We start from the raw sequence: 20,270 nt of genomic DNA, 5'->3' as shown, positions 1-20,270 counted from the left end.
GCAGCGAAGTTAGTTTCACCCCTCACGTACTTAACCCTGGGGGGTCCCGTGAGCTACTACCAGCCTCAACCGCCGCCGTTTCAGCCTCCGCCCGTACCTCCGACCGCTCGTCCCGCACCCAAGTGGGCCAGGAAGCGCTTCGTACTGCCCGCCCTGGGTCTGGCGTTCATCCTCGGCGTGGGCAGCGCCGGTGCCGACGACGAGAACCCGAACGCGACGAAGACCGTGGCCGACCACAAGGCGCGCCCGACGGCCACGGCCACGGTCACCGCGACAGCCACGGCGACGGAGACCGCGAAGCCGAAGCCTGCGCCGACAGTGACGAAGACGAAGACGGTCAAGGTGAAGGTGACCGTCACCGCACACGCCGCTGCGGCAGGGGCGGGAACGGGCAGCAGCTCGTCGTCTGGTGGCTCGTCGTACAGCGGCGGGTCCAGCTCCTCGGGCGGCACCAGTTCCGCCGGCGGCGGCGCGACGGCTCTGTGCAACGACGGCACGTATTCGTACGCCGCCCACCATCAGGGAGCCTGCTCACATCACGGCGGCGTGGCTGTCTTCTACCGGTAGCCGACGCCTCGGGACGATGCTCCGACTGCTGGTGTGAGCGCGGGACCGGTAATCCCTACTCCGGGGCCGGTCTGACCGCCTCGGGACATCCGGCGCACACCTCGTGCTGAAGCGCCCACAGGGACGGGGTGACGGGTGTGGTGATGCGCCCAAGGCTTGCCGTTCAAGGCATCGGCCGTCGCAGTCGGAGTGCCTTGAGCGACAAAGCCTCGAGGCGCGGTCCCTCCTTCACCCGGAGACCCCACACACGGAGGGTGGCGTACTTGCGGTGCATACGCGAAGACCCCGGCCTCAGCGTTTTCGCTGGTGACGGGGTCTTTGGGCACCTCATGCTGGGTGCCCCCGGCAGGATTCGAACCTGCGCACACGGCTCCGGAGGCCGCTTCAGGCCCGGACGTACGTGCAGGTCACGCGCGCTTATGCGACCAGGGGGCATGTCCTTGTCCACAGATGGTCCACGAACTACTGCGGTTAGCAGGCCCAAACGGTCGGCGCTGGCAACGATGCGAGGCGGCCAGGCCTAACACACCTGGTTGAGTCAGGAAGTGCGGGTAACGGCCCCGGAGGTGAACCACTGGACGAGGGTGGCTGCCAGGTGTACGCCCGCCCGAGCGGCCTCCAGTGTTTCGGGCGTGGTGGTGGTTTGTCCTCCGTGGCGGGAGGTCTGTCCACCCCATAGGGCGCTCATCATGGCCTCGGTCGCGAAGATCGGATCCGTGCTTGGAGGCGCCGGAATGGCGGTGGTGAATTTGTGACGAGCATTCCTTATCTCGCCGAGCATCGTGCCCAGGGTCGCCTTCGTGTGGTTGGGCTGGATCACGACATGTGCGGCGGACTCCACGGCTTTGATCGCCTCACTGTAAGCCCGCACCGGGTCAGGGTGGAGTCCGTAAGCGGCCTGCCAGGCTGTCGCGAGGTGATCGCTGGCGGAGCCGGCAAGAGGCGTGGCGGCGGCGTCCTTGATGCTGCTGCGCACGGCGTGGCGTACGGAAGGGTGGATACGGACTTCCAGTCCGTCGCATCCGTGGTTGACGCGGTACGCCGAGCCAGCGTCATTAAGGATCTTGTCGAGAGTGGAAGGGGAACTCGCCCAGTTGTCCATCTTGTATTCGACTCGGCAGGCGAGCAGAGCGTCCACTACGTCCAGCAAGTCGATGTCGGTTGCTGACACCAGTCGGTCAACAGCTTTCGGATGTCCAGAAGTCTCCAGGCGTAGCCGTAGACACAGCGTTTCGGCAGCATCATCGCGGGCCCCGACAAATAGCTCTATGGCATCGAGTTCATCCCCTACCCATCGCTGCAGCGGCCGAAGGAGATAGGAAGGCACCCCCTCGGACGGTGTCTCGTCGACGACGGCAGTGAGGCCTGCACGTACGGAGAAGGGAGGCCGTGGACTGGCGGTCATGGAGCGAGAGCCTACTGCGGAGCCCAGTTGAGAGCGACGGGGTAATGACATGCAGAAGCGATGCCGCATCGATCAGGCAGGGGCCGGTTGCTCCTTCAGCGTCGCCCCTAGCGACGGCCCGGGGTGCCTCAAACCCGGGGCCGCCCCCTTGCAGTGCTCCACGGCCAGGCACCTAGCCCTCCGCGTTCGGCGAGCAGTCGGCAGAGATGCCGCCTGGCCCGTTCTTCCGTGCAACAGTTCCGGCATCGTGATGCTGGTGATCAACGGTGTCCAGGTCGTCATCGAAGCTCTCGGCTTCACGTGCCGAGGCATTGGGCATCGTTGGTCCAACGAAGAGTTTGTTCGTATGTCCCTCCACCACAGCCACGAGAAGGTCAGATTCGGCTCCCAGTGGTCGCCCCCTTCGTGCTGACCGATCCTCGGCCGGCCACCACTCCGCGATCACGTGAAGGGCATGGACGTCGGAGGTCCTGGCTAGTTTGCATCGCGCTACTCGACGGCCGTGACCCGCGGAGATGTTGCCGGACAGGGTGTAGAAGCCGCCGTCGCAGGCTTCAAAATAGGCGAACTCTTCGCTGTGGTGAGGGTCTTCGAGTTCAGCAGTCCGCGCCTTCCACCCCTTCAAAGACTCAACGAACGAACGAGCGCCGCTGCCGTGCCAGTTGCGTCCGTGCTGTTGAATGCTCCATTGGCCTCGGTTGCTGATCCACCCGAGTGCGTCCAGTTCATCGAGGAGGCACAGCAATTCGCGCTGATCCCAAGCAGCAACGGGTATGTCCAAGCACACACCGCTACCCGCTGACGGTACCCAGTCCACATCAGGCAGTTCGAGGCAGAAGACCGTGGAGCCGAAGCCGCCCACCCCGGAAAACCATGGCACTTCGTCCCCGTCCGTGTTCAGCAGCCTGTAATGCGATTCCGGGAGTCGCCGAGACTTTCGGGTTTGGCCCCCCAGGAACCGTTGGACCTCGCGATGCTGTGCGCCGAGGTGCACCCGCCCGTGGACGACCAGCTCGTCATGCTTGACGCGGAGGAGCCGATCAATCTCGTGCGGATCCTCCAGAGAGGTGAGGACATCAGCCTCGTCGAAGACCAGGACCAGACCGTACTCACGATGCCCAACGATCTCACGGATCGCCGCATCATTGATGCCCAGCATGGTGAACAGGACACCGATCACGGTGCCGTCACCGCGTCGCAGCCTGCTTCGGACCGCGTCAACGACGTCAGTGCCAGCCGCGTCGTTCTCCCACTTCACCTCGACGAGATAGCGATGGCTGCGGGAAACGACGGCGAAATCCGTCTGTCGAGGGCCGGCCATCCTCGGGTTGTGCTCTGCCTCGAAATGCGCCTGCCGAAACGCTCGCTCCAGTAGGGCTTCCAACTTGTACCCGCGCCGCTGGGCATTCGAGATCGCGCGCAAGGCGTGCAGCTCACGTAGCAGGTCGGAGGCATGCCAGGGCTCGGACATGAAGTTGTCGCTGGCTACGGCCGGGCGCTGGCCCTCATTGAGGTTCATACCGAGCCATCCTTGCGCACGCCTACGACATCGCCGTGCCTCCCGGACGGGCACCCTCTCCGGAGGCCCCTTGGCTGTCCACGCGGAACCGGCCATTGTGCCTCAGCGCCAGCGCCGGACGGCCCCCCGGCGTCGCACAGTCAACGCGTTGGTCAGGAGCTTAATCGTGACGAGTCGGGTGGGACCTGTCCACGGATGGTCCGCTGGGTAGCGCTCCTCCGGTGGACACCCGGGAAGGTGCGGCGCACGTCTTTACGGCCCCGTTGCTCAAAGCAACCGTCTGCGCGGTACCCTCACGGGATCTACACATGTCAGGGGAGGGCATGCCGTGAGCGACGCCTGGGTTGCCATCGACTTCGAAACTGCCAATGGGTATCGCGGAAGCCCGTGCGCAGTGGGCCTTACAGCCGTCGAGGATGGCCGCATCACCGAGCGGATGTATACCCTCATCCAACCTCCCGCACCGTATAGGCACTTCGATCCGTACAACACACGCATCCATGGCATCGGGGCTTCCGACGTAGAGACCGCTCCTAGCTGGGCGAAAGCCCTCCAGCGGATCCTGGAGTTCACTGCCGACAGGACCCTTGTCGCTCACAATGCGGCCTTTGACTTGGGTGTGCTTCGTGACGCCTGTACTGCGGAGGGGTACTCCTGGCCGACGTTGCGCTACGCCTGCTCCCTCGTTGTTTCCCGGAGGACCTGGCGGCTGATCTCATACGCGCTTCCCGAGGTCGCCCGACACGTTGAGGTGCCGCTAGAGGAGCATCACCAGGCTGGCGCCGATGCAGACGCCGCCGCGCACATCATGCTCGCAGCCATACGGCACCACAAAGCCGCGAGTCTTGATCAACTCCTCAAAGAACTGGACATAGTTCACGGCACCGTAGCGCCCAACGCATGGTCTGGTTCCCAAAGCAAGAGCAATTACAAGGGGAAGCCCTCAGCTCCGCTGCCTGGGGCGAACCTGGATGCTGACCCTGATGGTGCCTTCTACGGCAAGACCGTCTGTATCACAGGAACCCTGAGCAGGATGAAGCGGTCTGAGGCTCAGGCGGCCCTCGCCGACGCCGGCGCCACCCCAGTGAAGAATGTCAGTGGTACGACGGACGTCCTTGTGGTGGCCACGCCCGACCCGCGGCGGTTCGCTATTGGTTCGGAAAAGAGCAGCAAGCAAAAGACTGCTGAGAAACTGTTGGAGACTGGAAAAGACATCGAGATCATCGGTGAGGCGGACTTCTTCGAGCGTCTGAACAGCTGAGCTTGAGGCGCGCCAGGGCGTCCGCGACTCGTGCAGCCAGATGCCGGCCTGCAGTCTGTTGCCTGTTCGGAAGTCCTACGCGGTGACAGGCAACTCTCTGCTCGTTGTCGTGCTTGGGCCGCAGCTCACTACAGCAAGAGCCGTGCCGTCGTACCTGCCAACCTCGTAGGTACTTCCCTCGATCTGTCGGATCGTAGCCTCTGACGATGGAATGAACCTGTCTGGGCTCCTTCTAAGGACGGTCTACAGGCGGCCCTGGTGGACCTCCAGCAGGCCTGACACCGCCGTAGGACGACCCGTTGATCAACGCAACTGCCCCCGGTAATCTCACCGAACGTACAAGGCGGCCTAGGCTGCGAGGCCGACGTATCTCGCTGGCAGGGGGGAGACTCCAAAGCAAGCCAACCTGTAGGCAGGTGCCAGTGTCGTCATCGTGGACCTTCGGTGTCGAGCACGCTGATCACCCAGCCAGGCCCGTGGTGCCCCCTGGGGTTTTCCAAGCCACCTGGAACTTAGGTTCGATGACGTCGCATCAGCAAGTTGTGCTTCGATAACCGTGCACTGTGCGCGCACTCGCTGCAGCGCTCGACATAGCGTCTGATCTCCGTGAAGGAGCCAAAACAGCCGTGACAGCCATCTCCCCGGACCGAGTCGCGCAGGCTGCGACTGCCATCACTGATGCTGGCAGCTCTAGGGCTGACGCTGACGTTGCCAAGCTCATGGTGCTGAAGTATCTCGGACTGCAGCCGGGAGCGAGTCTGGTGGTAACTAACCAGGACGTGATAGGAGCTTGCGATTACCTATACGGTGCGCCCGGTCATGAGCCCTGGTCTTGGTACGAACCCTTCAGTGGAGATTGGAGAAAGGACGCAGGCAACGGAGGATGGCCTGTCGGCAGTGTAAAAACGCAGTTTGAGCGCCCTAACCGCAGCCTAAAGGCATTGCTGAACTCGGAGAAAGTGGGGGCAGCGGTTCGCGTTTCACTCAAAGGCGATGAACTGGAATATATAGAAGCGCTACCAAAGCACATTAAAGCAAGAAAATTTCCTCTGTCGGAAGTGGTCATCTGGTTCTCTCGGAATAGGGTCGACCTACCGACCGCAGCAGAAGTCGACCTTTCCGCATTGATCGACGACTTCGCCGAGTGGTTTCATTTCAGTGATGAAGAGTTGGGAGCTCTGTTTGGTGACATCGCCGACGAGAAAGTTCCCTTGGTGGCTGACGAGGAAGTTGAGCCGATCGGTTTGCGCCTCCCTCCTCCCTCGCTGCCGACAGACCGAAGCCCTGTAAACCCAAGCGAGCCAACAGTAGTTGCGGACGAGGGATATTCCTGGACGCAGGGCTACGCTAATAAGTCATTTAGGTCAATTGATGTCAGGGGCATGGTTGAAACCGTAAAGACTCTGGCGGATAAAAGGGATCTCGTACTTCCGGATGAAGACACCCTGATTGAGAGGTGTGTCGTTGCCCTGCTCTCCGGCAACCTAATACTTCAAGGTCCTCCCGGAACTGGCAAGACGACGTTGGCGCGACTCTTGGCCGAGGCTTTTTCCGCAGACGTTGTAATCACTACCGCGACCGCCGACTGGACCACATATGACGTTATCGGTGGATTGCGTCCTGCAGCGGACGGATCGCTGGAACCTATTCTGGGAGCCGTACCCAGGACAGCACTTTCCTGTGCGGAAGCCATGCGCGAGGCAGAAACCCAGTACAGCAAGGCTGATGCAAGCAGCGGAGTGAATACCGAAGCGCGATGGCTGATTATTGACGAGTTGAATCGTGCTGACATTGACAGGGCAATAGGAGGACTCTACACCGTCCTCTCGACCACGGATGTCTCTCACTTGCGTACGACGCCCATCGACCTCTGGTTTGAGCACAAGCCTGAGCGCCGACTGCTGTGGGTCCCGGGCAGGTTCCGAATTATTGGGACCATGAACGACGTAGACACATCCTTCGTGAATTCAATCTCTCAAGGGCTTACGAGGCGTTTTCAGTTCGTTTACGTGGGTGTGCCAAGTCAAGACCAGACCATCAGCGAGATGGAGTTGTGTCGACGGCAGGCGCAAGATTGGCTTGTTACTCAGTATCCAGATCTCGACTTGATGCAGCAGGGGGACGCGGTAAGCGCTGCTCTGACCCCCATCCAGGAGCGAATGACCGACATCTTTGGATGGCTGCGTCACGGACGCCATGCTGAGGCCACAGGGGCTATCTATTCATGGCCGATTGGCAGTGCTCAGTCCGTTGATCTGTGGAAGGCCGTGCTGCTGACCCTCGCCTCCGGCCCCGATATTACGGACGAAGCCTTGATTCGCGCTTTCGACGCATGTTTTGCCGATCGGATCGTTCCGCAAATGGGAACTCTCCGTTCATCTCACATTGCCGAGATACAGGAATATTTCGAGGCAGAGCATGCGCCGCTAGTTGAGACCTGCCGTGCCGTCCGACACCTTTGTAACACACAGTCAGTTCGATAGGCGCGAGCGAATTGGAGACTGCTGTGAGCGCTGCGTCCGGTGGATATTTCGAAAGTGGTGGCCGGCGCGCAGCAACGTACGCAACCCTGCCGCTGCTTGGTACGCATTTCTCTCGTGGATTGCGCGAGAAGTTGAAGGAAGCAGAGTCGTCAGTTTCACGTTCGGTATCGAACGGAGCCGACGTACCAGCGGATCTGGCGCAGGCTGTCGCTGGATTGCGTCTACGTGTTGCACTCGCGGCAGGCGAGAGACTGATGGGCACTCTCGAATCCGTCATGGATCGCCCAAATTTTCGATACGGCGTCGTGCGTCACGAATCCGTTGGAGTGCTTGCAGGCAAGCTCGACGTCGCACGATGGGTGATGCGCAGGTGGGAGGTGCGGGTACCGACTACTTACCCAATCATCCGAGTTCAAAGGACATCAAGGACACCAGAGAACTTGCTCGCTTGCTATTCACTTCTGTGGATCACATCCGAGGTTGAGCAGGCATTTATAGCATCGCGGGCCCCGCTGAACAGCAGGGAAGGGAAGGCGGCTCACGGATTGCTGGAACGCCTCAATTCGATGCTGAGAATGCCCGACATCATGGAGAACAAGTTTGAGGTTGCTCATCGTGGAAGTGAGGAGTGGGCATCCGCACTCCTTGATGACGTCGAAAGGCGCTTGGCAGCCGGGCACGTAGGCAACCGCGAACCCTATCAGAAACTTGCCGACTGGGTTCGGCGTACCCTGTCGGGAAAACCTACTCTGCAACAGGGTGACGAGCGGTGGCTTTTCTATGACGAGACATTTGACACGACGCTGTTCGAGCTTTGGTGTCTTATGAGCATCGCGGATGAAGTATCCAAACACGTGGGCCAGTCACGTCAAGTGCCAAATATGCGTCACACTGGTCGACTTCCTACGTATCAGTGGTCACACAACTCCGTGGATGTTTCTATTCACTTCCAGTATGACTTGATTAACACTGCTGTCGGTGAAGTTGCGGCGTGGCAGCGTAATGGTAAGGCGCTAGGCGGTCGACCGGACTTGACCGCTATCTTGAAGACCAAAGGCGCCGGGGAGGAGGTCAAGTCGGTCGTGTATATAGACCCGAAGTTGAGGAAACGCAACGGTATCCCAACTGAGGAGATCTATAAGATGCTTGGCTACTTCTCCAATGCGGGGCTAGGTAACTCGGGAGTGGGAGCCATTCTCTTTTACACGCCCCATAAATCCCCCAAGCCTATCTACGACTTTGGCTCTGACCAGGGCGGTCGTGTCGTGGCAGTCGGCGTCGACCCAGCGAGCCCAGGCGAGAACACTGCCGGCCTTGAACTATTGGCAGGGATGATCCTTGGATGTCCTGTTAATGATCAAACGTCAGTTGACCAGTGAGCTCGGCGAACTTCTCGTCCGTAATGGGATTGAGGTCCACACCGACGGCATTACGGCCCATCGCAAAGGCGGTCCGCAGAGTTGTTCCTGTTCCCATGAACGGGTCCAGCACCACACCTCGTTCCAGAGGCGCCTCTTTTCCGCAATCGCAGCTTGACCATCCAACGGTTTCCTTCTGGGCAAAGGTAAACTCCCTGAAGTAGCCTCCGAGGACCTTCTTGGCCTCGGCTGCAAGTAGCTGAACGGCCGCGGCATTCCTGCCTGTACCGTTTTGAACCTGCAGAGCCTTACCTGCGTCGGATACTCCGGTGGCTTGGACGGCTGCAATGTGGTCAGGGGTCAGCCCTGCCTCCTTGGCAATTTCCATGGCACGTCGTGCTTGCGGCCGACTCGGATCGAGCTTCGCCGTTCGCTCGACGATCCTTCCCCGCGGCGTTCCGCACTTCCCGCAGACCGCCAAAGGGCAGGCGAGTAGTACTGCTCGCCTCACGATTTCAGTGGGAAAGGGAGCGAGGTGCCTTCCCATATTCCGTTCAGGGTTGATCCGCCAGACGTCCCCGGGGTTAGCGCCATTGCCAACGTCTTTCGAGTACCCAAACAGGTCGTAGTAGTAGTTGGACTGAGGGGCCAGATGAATGATGTACTCATGGCGGCCCGCGAGTTTGTTTTTTGCTGGCTCGGGCATCCCTCCATCCTTTGCCCAGATGATTCGATTGCGCACGAGCCAGCCATCGTCAATGGCAGCGGCCTCGATACGGCTCGGAATCCCTGCGAGTGAACGCTTCACATACGTGTCACCTACGTTGAGGAAGACAGAGCCCGTCGGCCGGAGGACGCGCCTCCACTCTTTCAGGCAGTCCATCATTGCATCGACGTATGCTTTGGGAGTGGCCTCTTGACCGATCTGGCCAGCGACCCCGTAGTCGCGCTTTTTGTAGTATGGGGGTGACGTAACGACGAGATCTACCGAGTCGTCGGCCATCGAAATGCTTCTCGCATCCCCCACCTTCACTTCTACGGTGGGTTGCTCGGAGTCCTCGAATTCCGTTGCGTACTCGTTAGGCGCTACAGGCCTCGGGGGAACCGCTGAGACGCGATCAGCATTACCCTGGTTTGCTGCAGCGTCGTCAGCATGGACTTCGTTCTCGCGGTCTCGACTCCGACCCCGCTGGGGAGGCATGGTTGCCATCGCTCCGAGACCGCCTTTCTTCTTACTGCTTCAACTCAGGCTTCGGTGTGTGTTTCATGGTCCTGCAATTCAGCAGGCCCAAGTGCGAGCCTTGAGTATAGGGCCTAGGCTTTGGCTCGTCGAGTCCTGTAGTCGAGTGGTCACGCTTTGCCTACCTGGCGGATCTGACGGAGAGGCAAGCGACTTGGCCACGCGAGGTCGGCGTAGCGACTTTGGCCGGGAGCTGCTTTGGCGCGAGTGATCATGGCCCCGTAAGCTTCCGGCGCGTCGGGCAGTCTGTGGACCTGCCCGGTAAAGCACGACGTTGGGGCCATGATCTTCGAGGCTCGCGCCAAAGTGGCTGGCTAAAGTCGCGGAGCCGACCGCCCCAGCCGCGACGTGTTCTGACCTCATGCACTGTGTGCCTGCCTCTTGGGCGGGAGCGGGCGGCCGGCGGTGCCGAGCGGGGCGGAGACATGAGCGCGGGCGCCGTCGGCCGCCCGCTCCCGCCCGGAGGAGCGAAGCGACGACGGGTGCTTGAACCTGTAGGGAGACTTTGAATCACGTCCCGTGCTGATGATCGTTGATGCTGCTCTTGTGCCTGATGGATGCTGGCTCGTGGTGTAGAACCCTGGGCATGGGGAGTGAACGGCGAGAGCGGATGAGGGTGCTTGGGACGCGTCTTCGTGCGCTTCGTAGAGCGGCCGGCCTGACGGGTGCTGTGCTGGCGCAGCGGGCCCATGTGGGGCAGCCGACGGTGTCCAAGGTCGAGACCGGGCGCATGGTTCCGAGCCTTGATGTGCTGGATCGGCTCTCGCGCGCCCTCGACCTCGATGGGTCGACCGTCCGTGAGGTGCGTGACCTCTTGGCCGCGGTGGAGGCGGCTACGGACTCCGATCAAGTGGAAGACAGCGCGATCCCGGCTGGTGCCGCCATTGATGATGAGATCCGCTCCGCTGGGCTCGTGCGCTCGTTCCAGTGCGTCGTTCTCCCCGCCATGCTCCAGAGTGCGGAGTACGCCCGGCACGTCTTCGAGAGTGCGCCGAACGCGACGCCTGAGTCGGTCGGCCGGGCTGTTGCTGCCCGTGTGGAACGTCAGAGCGTGTTGTACGAACCGGGGCGGGAGTCGGTGTTCGTACTGACCGAAGCTGTGTTGCGGACGTGGCCGGGGACCCCGGCGCTCATGCTCGCTCAGCTGGACCGTTTGCTGGCCATCGAGAGTCTTAGCACCGTGCGGCTCGGGGTCATCCCTTGGCGTCGGCCGGTGCCGGTCCTGCCTCGCCATGGGTTCATGTTGTGCGACCGGCGAGCGGTCGTGGTCGAGACGTTCGGCGCTGAGCGGGTATCCGCCGACTCCGCCGAGGTGGCCTCGTACGACGAGACGTTCGGCCGCTTCGAGGGGGCTGCGGTCTTCGGCGGCGAGGTGCGGGAGCTGCTGTTGCAGGTGATGAAGGAGTTCCGCGACTTGGGAGACACCCTCACCCCTTAGAGGAATAATTCCTCTAGATGCCTGGCATGCGAGCCGTTCGTGGGAATACTCTGCCGCTGCGCTGTTTAGTCCCCTAGACGATGGTGGAGGAGTCTCCTATGCGGTCCAAGTGGTGCCGTGCGTTTCCTGGTGTGGCTGAAGAGGTGGCACATGCCCGTCACTTCGTCGCTGCCCTGCTCGACGGGCGCGGCCCCGTCGAGGATGCCGTCCTGGTCGTGAGCGAGTTGGCGACCAATGCCGTACGGCACTCGCTGAGTGGTTCGGCCGGCGGCTGGTTCCTCGTAGTCGTCTGCTTCGGCGGCGACGATCTCGTCCGCATCGAGGTGGTCGACCAGGGCGGTGAACGCGTGCCGCACCTGTGTGACGTGACCAGTCAGGAAGAGGGCGGCCGCGGGCTGCTGCTGATCGCCTCCTGCGCCAAGGACTGGGGCGTGAAGAACTGGCCCGACGGGCGTTCCGTCTGGGCCGAGCTGGCGCGGGAGGGTGCGTGAGAGCGCTCTGTTCGTCAACGGTCGGCGGTCACCCTGTGGGCGGTGGTGGGTGAGTCCTCGGGGTGTGCCTCGGCGACGGTCCCGGTTCTTCGTGATCGGCGTTAGTACAGGACGGCACCTCCCGCCCATTCCGTCTAGGGCCCTAGACTCCTGGTTACTTCTAGGAGGTGCGGTCATGTCGGACGAGCTGCAACGGATCACCGCGATCGATGATCCGTACCTGCTCCTGCGCGAGGTCACGAAGAGGCTGGCCGACGCACAGCAGGAGGTGACCGAGCTTGCCCGGCTCCGCCGCCGTGTGGTCCAGGACCTCCACGCACAAGGGCTGTCCTATGCGCAGATCGCCGAGAAGGCAGGCCTAAGCCGTGGGCGGATCCACCAGATCCGGCACACCGGCCCGGCACCGGAGGGGGCCTTCCTGGGGGTGGGCGCCGTCACTGTCGTGACTCCGCTCCGGTGGGACGGCGAGAAGAAACGTCCGGTCGTCGCCATGGCCGACATGAACTCCGGCAAGCGACTGGAGGAGCTGGCCAAGTCCTATGGGCTTGCTGTCAGTTCCGGTCACGTGCTGGTGAGCGGTGAGATCGACCTGAACCGTGACGGCCTGATCATCGTCTGCGGGCCGGCCATGTCCCAGGCCATGAGTGACCTGTACGCCCAGGACCCGGTACTCGGCTGGGAGCGTACGGAGGGCGAACCGTGGGCTCTGGTGGACCGGCGCACCGGCGCCAAGTACCACGCGGGAGCGGACATCGAGCCGCACCGCCCGCACGACGTCGGATACCTCGGCAGGCTGCCCCGACCGGACGGCAACGGCTCGGTGCTCGCCATTGCCGGAATCCATACGGCAGGCTCCCTCGGCGTGGTCCACCTGCTCACCTCGGACCTCAACACGCTCTGGGGACAGGTGGGCGAGCGCCACTTCTCCACGCTGGTGAGCGTCGAGTACGACCCCGAGACCGACGAGCCACGATCCGTGGAACTGCTCTGCCCCCTCTACCTGCACGACGAGGAGGCGACGGCGTGAACGTCGTCCTCGGCTCGCAGTCGGCCGACTCGGGACGGGAAAACGAGGACTTCGCCGCCGCCTCTTTCGGCGCGGCCGTTCTCCTCGACGGTGCCGGCGTGGCCGGGGCGGAGACCGGATGCGTGCACGGCATCGCCTGGTTCTCCTCCACGCTGGGCGGGCTGCTGCTGGCTGACATCGCGGCGCACCCCGCCCGGCCGCTCGCCGACTGTCTCGCCGACTCGATCCGAGCGGTCCGCTCCCTGCACGAGGACACATGCGACCTGGCTTATCGGGCCAGTCCGACCAGTACGGTCGTCGCTGTCCGGGCCGAGGCGGGAGCTCTGGAGTACCTCGTCCTCGGTGACTCGACCCTCCTCCTCACCGAGACGGACGGGAGTACGGCCGCCATCACCGACCAGCGCTTGGACGACGTGGGCAAGCGGTTGCGCGGAGCGGTCGACGCACTGCCCACCGGCTCACCCGAACACTCCGCTGCCCTCGCGGAATACCGGGACGCACTTACCAGCCTGCGTAACCGGCCAGGCGGTTTCTGGATCGCCGGCCCCGACCCGCGAGCGGCCGAGCATGCCCTGACGGGGACGGTGCCGCTCGATTCACTGGCCTCCGTAACGCTGCTGAGCGATGGCGCGACACGACTCGTCGACAGCTTCGAACTTGCCGACTGGAAAGAGGCGTTGGGCATCCTCAACTCATCAGGGCCGGATGGGTTGATCCGCCGCGTTCGCGCAGCCGAGGCCGACGATCCCAACGGTCGGCGCTGGCCGCGAGGGAAGGCCCGCGATGACGCGACCGCGCTGCACTGGGTCATGTCCTAGCGCGCCCGGCGGTCTCAAGACACGTTCGTATACCCCCCTAGACAGTTGACGGGGTGTCGTTACGGTAGTCGTCAACCCCCCTAGACAGTTCCGGGGGCGGACACCCTACGCTGTCTAGGGGGGTATCCAGTCCGGCTCGGCGTCCGTAAGGGCGCCCGACCCAAGTGAGGTTCACTCCATGCGCGTCATCCCCGTCGACACTTCGGCCGCCACTCTGCTCGTCACGAAGCTGCCCGAGGTCAAGGTGAAGGACCGGCAGACCGGTGAGGTGGCCGTGGACCCGGTGACCAACGACCGGCTCATGGTCCTGGAGTTGGTGTTCATCGCTGAGGGCGGCTCCGACATGATCAAGGTCACCGTTCCCGAAAAGGGCATCGGTGAGGGCCTGGTCATGGGTTCGCCGGTCTTCCTGTCCGGTCTGGTGGCACGGCCGTGGGAGAGCGAGTTCGGCGGCCGCGCCCGGCACGGCATCGCCTATCGGGCTGACGCCGCCATGGTCGGTACCCCGGCGGCGGCGCGGGGCTGAGTGCCATGACCGATGCCTTGTGGATTCTGATCCTGTTACTGCTGGCGGTGGCCGTGCTGGTCGCGGTGCGCCGTCGGCTGCCGGTCCTGTTCTGGTGGCTGATCGGGTATCCGGTCGTCACGTTGCGGGTGCTCACCTCGTACCGGGCCACCATGGATGCCTGCGGCCTGACGGTGCCGGCCTCAGCAGTTCGCCGGGCCACCGCTCGGATGATGGGGCGGCAGGCGGCCCCTGTACCGCCGCGCCGGTCGCTGCCCCGGCCGACTGGTTCCGGGCTCGTGATGCGGCTGCGCATGGCGGCCGGGCAGGCGCCCGAGGATTTCACCGCCTCGGCCGACCGGCTGCGGCATGCCTGGGGCGCGCATGCCGTGCACGTGCGCCCCACCAAGCCAGGGCGGCTGGAGCTGCGGCTCGTCGGCTGGGACGTCCTGGCTGACGTTCGGCCCGCTCGTCGGTGGCTGCAGACCGGACCGCTGTCCCTGCCGCTGGCGCTGCGTGAGGACGGACACTGGCACGTCCGGGACTTCCGCACCGTGCCGCACGAACTCATCCTCGGCGCCACGCAGTCGGGCAAGTCCGTGTACCTGCGCAACCTGCTGTGTGGGCTGGCCCGGCAGCCCGTCGCGCTCGTCGGCATCGACTGCAAATGGGGCGTCGAACTGGCCCCGTTCGCGCCCCGTCTCTCGGCACTCGCCGATACACCGGACCGCGCGAACGACCTCCTGGACGTCCTGGTGGAAGAGATGGAAGCGCGGTTCCGCCTGATCGGCATGACGGGCGGGGCCGGTGCGGACACCGTTCTCACCTCGGACGTGTGGGGCCTGCCGGAGAAAGTGCGGCCGGTGCCGCTCGTGGTCGTCGTCGACGAGGTCGCCGAACTCTTCCTCGCGGCCAGCAAGGACGACGAGAAGCGGCGGGACGCCATGGTCACCAAGCTCATCCGCCTCGCCCAACTCGGCCGCGCGGCCGGCATCTATCTGGAGGTGTGCGGGCAGCGCTTCGGTGCCGAACTCGGCAAGGGCGCCACCATGCTCCGCGCCCAGCTCACCGGCCGGGTGTGCCACCGCGTCAACGACGAGACCTCCGCCAACATGGCGCTCGGCGACATCGCACCCGAAGCGGCGCTTGCCGCTACCTCCATCCCGGCCGAACGGCCCGGCGTCGCGGTCGTCGGCGACTCGTCCGGCGGCTGGTCCCGTGTCCGCTCGCCCCACCTCACCCTCAACGACGCGGCGGCCGTCTGCCGCGACACTTCGGGCCTGGTGCCGGAACTGCCCCGGCTCGACTCCTTCCGGCCCGTCGTCGCCAAAGAGCTCGCCGGTCCTTCCCCGGCCGCACCCATCGCGCCCACCGCTCGCCCGGTGACCGAGTAACCGCGCTCCCTCTGCCACGGTCGGCGTGACCGCCTCGCGCCACGTCCCTACCCCTCCCATGCCCGAAACCGGAAGGAAGCCGAGCCGATGCGAGCCCACCTGGCCCGAATGGACGCCGTGGTCGTCCAGGCCGTCATCGCGGGCGCCCTGTCCTTCTCCCACCTGCACGACCTCGCCGCCGCGGCCGGACAGGGCGGCTGGAAGGCGTGGGCCTACCCGGTGAGTGTCGACCTGCTGCTGGTCGCAGCTTGGCGGCGCATGCGCCAGCAGCAGCAAGCGGGGCAGACGGCAGGGAGCCCGCGGCTGTGGTTCCTGGTGGCCCTGGCCGCATCCCTAGGCGCCAACGTCGCCACCGCCGGCCTCCTCGACCTGGACCACGTACCGGCCTCGCTCCGCGTGGTCGTCTCGGGCTGGCCCGCCGTCGCCTTCTTCGGCGGAACGCTGCTGGCCCACGCTCCGCACGGCAAGGAAGCGCCGGCGGCCCCGGCCCCCTCCTCGACGACGCACACGGATGCGGAACCGCACCCCGCCCCGGCGGCCGTCGACGGGCCCGACCGCGACGCCCTTCCGGCGCCTCACTCCGGTCCCGAACCGGCTGCGGAACCCATCACCGAGCCGGTCGCCACTCCGCCCCCGGCTCCCTCCATCGCCGTCTCCCTGCCGCCCGCCCTCGTGGACCGCGTCCGGGCCCTGGCCGAGGAACACCGCTCGGCCACGGGTCACCCGGCCGACCCCGACGCCGTACGCGCTCGGCTCGGCCTGCCTCCGTCCATGACCCCGTCCGTCGCCGCGCACCTCTGAGAGGAGCACCACCGTGAACCGGCGCTTCCGCAACGTCCGCCGCATAGGCCCCGTCAACGTCGCCTCCTACGTCGACCGAGGACGCAACCGCCACCTGGCCGCCTGCACCGCACCCCGCTGCGACTTCTCCGCCGAGTACGACAGCCGCGCCGCCGCCGAACTCGCCGCCCGTACCCACCGCTGCCCGGCCTGACAGGAGACCACCGCAATGAACGTTCCGCTCTGGCTCGCCCTGCTCGTCGTCGGCGTCCTCGGCGTCAAGCTCATCCGCCCGCCCTGGTGGCTCATCGCCGTCCTGCTCCTCGGCGGCTACCTCCTCGCCGACAGCCTGCTCGCCCCCGTCATCAACAGCTTCCTCAAGTGACCCGCGAAGGAGATCCGTTCATGTTCCGTCCGAAGGTCCCGACCATGCCCCAGCCCACCGGCCTCATCGTCCCGCCCGCCGTGGTCGAACCGACCACCATCGCGCCGAGCGTTCTGGCTCCGCCGCCGGCCACCGCAGCACCGGCCCCGTTCCGCTCGGCCAACCAGCTCACGCCTGGCACCGCGCTCGCCCTCGTCGGCGGCGGCACCGCCGTGGTCCTGGTCGTCGGCGCCGTCCTGGTCAGCATGCTCCTCGCCGTCGCCATCACCGCCACGTCCGTGGCCCTCTGCGCCGTCGTTATCCGCTCCATCCTCACCCGCCGCTGACCTCATCGCTCCGCCCCCTCGGCCTGCCCTCGCTGTCTAGCCCCCTTGACAGGTCGGGCGCTCGCACCCAAGTCCGCCCCTGCAAGGAGGAACCCGCACATGCGCCCTGCGGCTCCGACCGCAGCTATTCGCCAGCTGGCAGCACTCGCGCAGCACGGCGACCTCAGCTCCTACGCACGCCAGATCCAGCGCCTCGGCGGCTGCGAGCGGCCCGTCCGGATGGAGGGCCACCGGCTCGACGTCCACGCCACCACCGGTGAGATCGTCCGCGAGATCGCCGGCCGCGACCTCCCCGCCGGACAGCTCCTCATCCGCTGCAACAACCGCCGCGCCACCCGATGCGCCTCCTGCGCCGAGGTCTACCGCAAAGACACCTTCCACCTGGTCACCGCCGGACTGAGCGGCGGCAAGGGCATCGGCCCCGCCGTCGCCCAACACCCCCGCGTCTTCGCCACCTTCACCGCCCCCTCCTTCGGCCCCGTCCACAACCGGCCCGGCGGCGGCCGGTGCCGCTGCGGACGCCTCCACCCCGACGACGACCCCGCCCTCGGCACTCCACTCGACCCGGACCCGTACGACTACCGCGCAGCCGTCCTGTGGAACGCGCACGCCGGGGCACTGTGGGCCCGCTTCACCACCTACCTGCGCCAGCACCTCGCCTCCCGTGCAGGCATCAAGCGCACGGAACTGCGCCACTGCCTCAAGGTCTCCTACGCCAAGGTCGCCGAGTACCAGCGGCGCGGCGCAGTCCATTTCCACGCCGTCATCCGCCTCGACGGCCCGGACGGCGCCGACGATGCCCCGCCAGCCTGGGCCACCACGGATCTGCTCACCGACGCGATCCGCTCCGCCGTCGGCCTCGCCGAGGCACCCGGCCCGTCCTCGACGGCCGGACCTACGCCTTCCGCTTCGGCGAACAGCTCGACATCCGCCCCATCCGCTCGGCCGATTTTGCTGGCACCTCGGAACTGTCCAGCCGCGCCGTGGCCGCCTACATCGCCAAGTACGCCACCAAGGGTGCTGAGACCGCCGGCACCCTGGACCGCCCTATCCGCAACCCGATCACCGACCTGATCGGCTCGGGCGTCACCGACCACGCCCGGCGGATGATCCTCACCTGCTGGCACCTCGGCGCCCTGCCCGAACTCGAGCCTCTGCGCCTGCGCAAGTGGGCGCACATGCTCGGCTTCCGCGGCCACTTCTCCACCAAGTCGCGCGCGTACTCCGTCACCCTCGGCACCCTCCGCCAGGAACGCGCCGACCACAACGAAGCCTTGGCCCGCGAACGCGCGGCCGAAGCCGGCCACCCGCTGCCCGACCCGGACACCGTCCTCGTCCTCTCCCACTGGGTGTTCGCCGGCACGGGCCTAACTGCAGCAGAACACCTCATCACTCACGGCACTGGCGCCCCAGCAGGCCAGGCAGACGACGACACGGAAGGAGCGCTGACATGGACCACCGGCGCGACGAACTGATGACCGTCCCGCAGATCCTCGCGGAGCTGGGTGGGGTGTCTCGCCGCACCTTTTACCGATGGCGTGAACTGGGCCAGGGTCCGGCTGCGTTCAAGCTGCCCAACGGCGAACTCCGGGTGTGGCGTGCTGACTTCGCCGCTTGGCTTCGGCAGCTGGAGGCAGCGGCGTGAAGTCTCTCGATGTGAAGGTGTGGGGCGTCCGAAAGCGGAACACCAAGAATCCGTCCTATGACGTCCGGTGGATGGTCGCCGGAAAGGTCTTCTCCGAGCAGTTCCGCACTAAAGGGCTGGCGGACCACTACCGCTCCAAGCTGCTCCGCGCCACCCATGCCGGCGAAGAGTTCGACACGGTGACGGGGCTGCCGGAATCGATGGTCGAGAAGGCGGCCTCGATGACCTGGTACGCCTTCGCTCTGAAGTACCTCGCCATGAAGTGGCCGCACGCGGCGCCCAACACGCGGAACGGGATCAATGAAGCGCTGACTGCCGTGACGATGGCCCTTCTCGACGAGCGTCCGGGGCAACCGTCCGAGGAACTGCTCAGGAAGGCGCTTCGCAACTGGGCGTTTATCCTTCCCGGCCCGGACGAGCGTGCATTGCCGACCGAGGTCGCGAACGTATTGCACTGGGTGGCTAAGGCGTCGCGCCCGCTCTCGGACCTCGGGGACGCCGCGATTGGGAGGGCTGTCCTGGACTCGCTCAGGCTGAAGCTCGACGGGACGGCGGCGGCCGCAGAGACCGTCCGGCGCAAGCGTCGGACGCTCGTCAATGCGCTGCACTACGCGGTGGACCTCGGTGAGTTCAAGGAGAACCCGATTACGCGCATCCGCTGGAAGAAGCCGAAGGTCGCCGGGGAGGTCGATCCCCGGGTGGTAGCCAATCCCGAGCAGGCTCGTTCCCTGCTGACCGCAGTTTCGTACGTCGGTGGGTACAGCCGTGCGCGTGGCCGTCGGCTCGTCGGCCTGTTCGCACTGATGTACTACGGCGCCCTGCGTCCGGCTGAGGCGGTCGGCCTCACGAGGGCGGACGTGAAGCTAGCCGAGACCGGCTGGGGGACTGTCCTGCTGAACCGGACACGTCCCAGTGTCGGCAAGCAGTGGACGGACTCCGGCGAGACCCATGACGACCGCGGTCTGAAGAACCGGCCGGCAGAGGAGGTCCGCATCGTGCCGATCCCGCCCCAGCTCGTCGCCATCCTCCGGCAGCACCTCGACACCTTCGGCACCGCCAAGGACGGGCGGCTGTTCACCAACGAGCGCGGGGGAGTGGTGGGCTCGTCCACGTACTACCGCGTCTGGCAAGAGGCCCGTGCGCTAGCCCTTCCGCCGGCCGCGGTTGCCTCCCCGCTCGCTGCACGTCCGTACGGCCTCCGGCACTCGGCCCTGTCGACCTGGCTCAACTCTGGGGTAGACCCGACCGAGGTCGCCGAGCGCGCGGGCAACAGCGTCGAGGTCCTGCTGAGCCGTTACGCCAAGTGCATCGACGGACGGCAGGAAATCGCCAACCGCAAGATTGAGGAGCTGTTGCGCGAGTACGAGTGATTCCCATCGAGCCGTGCATGGTTCGGAGATTGCGACCAGCTCGGGCTTCACCAACCTGAGTACCGAGGATGTGACGGGGCAGGGACGAGCGTAGCTCTGGGATCGCAATTGGCGCGTCTGCCTCGCAAGATCCACAGCCTGGCGAGGCAGACCCAGAGACCCTGGTGGTCTTCTCGGTGGTGAAAGAAGGCGAGTCGTGCCCTGCATCTACTGATGACTACCTAGCCATGCCGGGCGACGAGATGCCTGGTACATCGG

At 65.0% G+C, this 20,270-nt stretch carries 19 protein-coding genes, 1 tRNA gene and 1 pseudogene; 17 read left to right on the top strand and 4 right to left on the bottom strand.

The genetic code is table 11. The features are described 5' to 3' along the window. Positions 1–48 precede the first annotated feature (48 nt). On the top strand, positions 49–567 hold the full coding sequence (locus ACZ7JA_RS00525) for a DUF3761 domain-containing protein (RefSeq protein ID WP_470806675.1): 519 nt from the start codon (positions 49–51) through the stop codon (positions 565–567). 337 nt (positions 568–904) lie between these two features. Here ACZ7JA_RS00525 and ACZ7JA_RS00520 read toward each other — a convergent pair. From ACZ7JA_RS00520 to ACZ7JA_RS00510, 3 genes are all read right to left on the bottom strand, one after another. Continuing rightward, positions 905–1,001 (bottom strand) — tRNA-OTHER (locus tag ACZ7JA_RS00520). 104 nt (positions 1,002–1,105) lie between these two features. Then, positions 1,106–1,972: a hypothetical protein gene (locus ACZ7JA_RS00515; RefSeq protein ID WP_470806673.1), complete on the bottom strand. Its 867-nt coding sequence runs from the start codon at positions 1,970–1,972 to the stop codon at positions 1,106–1,108. Between the two features lie 172 nt (positions 1,973–2,144). Then, positions 2,145–3,491, bottom strand: coding sequence for a hypothetical protein (locus ACZ7JA_RS00510; RefSeq protein ID WP_470806671.1), 1,347 nt, complete (start codon positions 3,489–3,491; stop codon positions 2,145–2,147). Between the two features lie 328 nt (positions 3,492–3,819). Here ACZ7JA_RS00510 and ACZ7JA_RS00505 point away from each other — a divergent pair, with 328 nt between their 5' ends. The 3 genes from ACZ7JA_RS00505 (at position 3,820) to ACZ7JA_RS00495 (ending at position 8,614) form a co-directional block, all read left to right on the top strand. Beyond that, a complete protein-coding gene (locus tag ACZ7JA_RS00505) occupies positions 3,820–4,752 on the top strand; it encodes an exonuclease domain-containing protein (protein WP_470806669.1) in 933 nt (310 codons plus the stop codon). Positions 4,753–5,378: 626 nt separating this feature from the next. Further along, on the top strand, positions 5,379–7,235 hold the full coding sequence (locus ACZ7JA_RS00500) for an AAA family ATPase (RefSeq protein ID WP_470806668.1): 1,857 nt from the start codon (positions 5,379–5,381) through the stop codon (positions 7,233–7,235). Between the two features lie 23 nt (positions 7,236–7,258). Continuing rightward, positions 7,259–8,614: a hypothetical protein gene (locus tag ACZ7JA_RS00495; RefSeq protein WP_470806667.1), complete on the top strand. Its 1,356-nt coding sequence runs from the start codon at positions 7,259–7,261 to the stop codon at positions 8,612–8,614. Here the strand turns inward: ACZ7JA_RS00495 and ACZ7JA_RS00490 are convergent. Beyond that, positions 8,586–9,596: a DNA-methyltransferase gene (locus ACZ7JA_RS00490; RefSeq protein ID WP_470806665.1), complete on the bottom strand. Its 1,011-nt coding sequence runs from the start codon at positions 9,594–9,596 to the stop codon at positions 8,586–8,588. The two genes, ACZ7JA_RS00495 and ACZ7JA_RS00490, sit on opposite strands and share 29 nt — an antisense overlap. Before the next feature lie 823 nt (positions 9,597–10,419). Here ACZ7JA_RS00490 and ACZ7JA_RS00485 point away from each other — a divergent pair. From ACZ7JA_RS00485 to ACZ7JA_RS00425, 13 genes and pseudogenes are all read left to right on the top strand, one after another. Next, positions 10,420–11,271, top strand: a complete 852-nt coding sequence (locus ACZ7JA_RS00485) for a helix-turn-helix domain-containing protein (protein WP_470807120.1) — start codon at positions 10,420–10,422, stop codon at positions 11,269–11,271. Positions 11,272–11,369: 98 nt separating this feature from the next. Further along, entirely contained in the window at positions 11,370–11,762 is a 393-nt protein-coding gene (locus ACZ7JA_RS00480) for an ATP-binding protein (protein ID WP_061927197.1), read from the top strand. A 175-nt stretch (positions 11,763–11,937) separates the two neighbouring features. Then, positions 11,938–12,789, top strand: coding sequence for a sigma factor-like helix-turn-helix DNA-binding protein (locus tag ACZ7JA_RS00475; protein WP_470806663.1), 852 nt, complete (start codon positions 11,938–11,940; stop codon positions 12,787–12,789). Beyond that, positions 12,786–13,607, top strand: a complete 822-nt coding sequence (locus ACZ7JA_RS00470; protein WP_470806661.1) for an integrase — start codon at positions 12,786–12,788, stop codon at positions 13,605–13,607. The genes ACZ7JA_RS00475 and ACZ7JA_RS00470 overlap by 4 nt, the downstream gene beginning before the upstream one ends. 178 nt (positions 13,608–13,785) lie before the next feature. Next, positions 13,786–14,133: an SCO3933 family regulatory protein gene (locus ACZ7JA_RS00465; protein ID WP_470806659.1), complete on the top strand. Its 348-nt coding sequence runs from the start codon at positions 13,786–13,788 to the stop codon at positions 14,131–14,133. A gap of 5 nt (positions 14,134–14,138) precedes the next feature. Further along, a complete protein-coding gene (locus tag ACZ7JA_RS00460; RefSeq protein WP_470806657.1) occupies positions 14,139–15,506 on the top strand; it encodes an FtsK/SpoIIIE domain-containing protein in 1,368 nt (455 codons plus the stop codon). A gap of 87 nt (positions 15,507–15,593) precedes the next feature. Next, positions 15,594–16,307, top strand: a complete 714-nt coding sequence (locus tag ACZ7JA_RS00455) for a DUF2637 domain-containing protein (protein ID WP_470806656.1) — start codon at positions 15,594–15,596, stop codon at positions 16,305–16,307. 13 nt (positions 16,308–16,320) lie between these two features. Continuing rightward, the gene (locus tag ACZ7JA_RS00450) at positions 16,321–16,500 is read left to right on the top strand and encodes a mobile element transfer protein (RefSeq protein WP_061927187.1); all 180 of its coding nucleotides are present in this window, start codon (positions 16,321–16,323) and stop codon (positions 16,498–16,500) included. 15 nt (positions 16,501–16,515) lie between these two features. After that, positions 16,516–16,671: a hypothetical protein gene (locus ACZ7JA_RS00445; RefSeq protein WP_107119057.1), complete on the top strand. Its 156-nt coding sequence runs from the start codon at positions 16,516–16,518 to the stop codon at positions 16,669–16,671. A gap of 20 nt (positions 16,672–16,691) precedes the next feature. Next, a complete protein-coding gene (locus ACZ7JA_RS00440; RefSeq protein ID WP_470806654.1) occupies positions 16,692–16,997 on the top strand; it encodes a SpdD-like protein in 306 nt (101 codons plus the stop codon). Between the two features lie 99 nt (positions 16,998–17,096). Next, a pseudogene (locus ACZ7JA_RS00435) lies at positions 17,097–18,472 on the top strand (replication initiator). After that, positions 18,448–18,642 carry a helix-turn-helix transcriptional regulator gene (locus tag ACZ7JA_RS00430; RefSeq protein WP_061927181.1) on the top strand — a complete coding sequence of 65 codons (195 nt, stop codon included), beginning with the start codon at positions 18,448–18,450 and terminating at the stop codon, positions 18,640–18,642. The pseudogene ACZ7JA_RS00435 and the gene ACZ7JA_RS00430 overlap by 25 nt, the downstream one beginning before the upstream one ends. Beyond that, on the top strand, positions 18,639–20,012 hold the full coding sequence (locus tag ACZ7JA_RS00425) for a tyrosine-type recombinase/integrase (protein ID WP_470806652.1): 1,374 nt from the start codon (positions 18,639–18,641) through the stop codon (positions 20,010–20,012). Before ACZ7JA_RS00430 ends, ACZ7JA_RS00425 begins: the two co-directional genes overlap by 4 nt. Positions 20,013–20,270: the final 258 nt, after the last annotated feature.

This window comes from Streptomyces sp. NPDC038135, from assembly GCF_055601245.1.
This window is presented reverse-complemented; position numbering and strand designations above follow the sequence as displayed.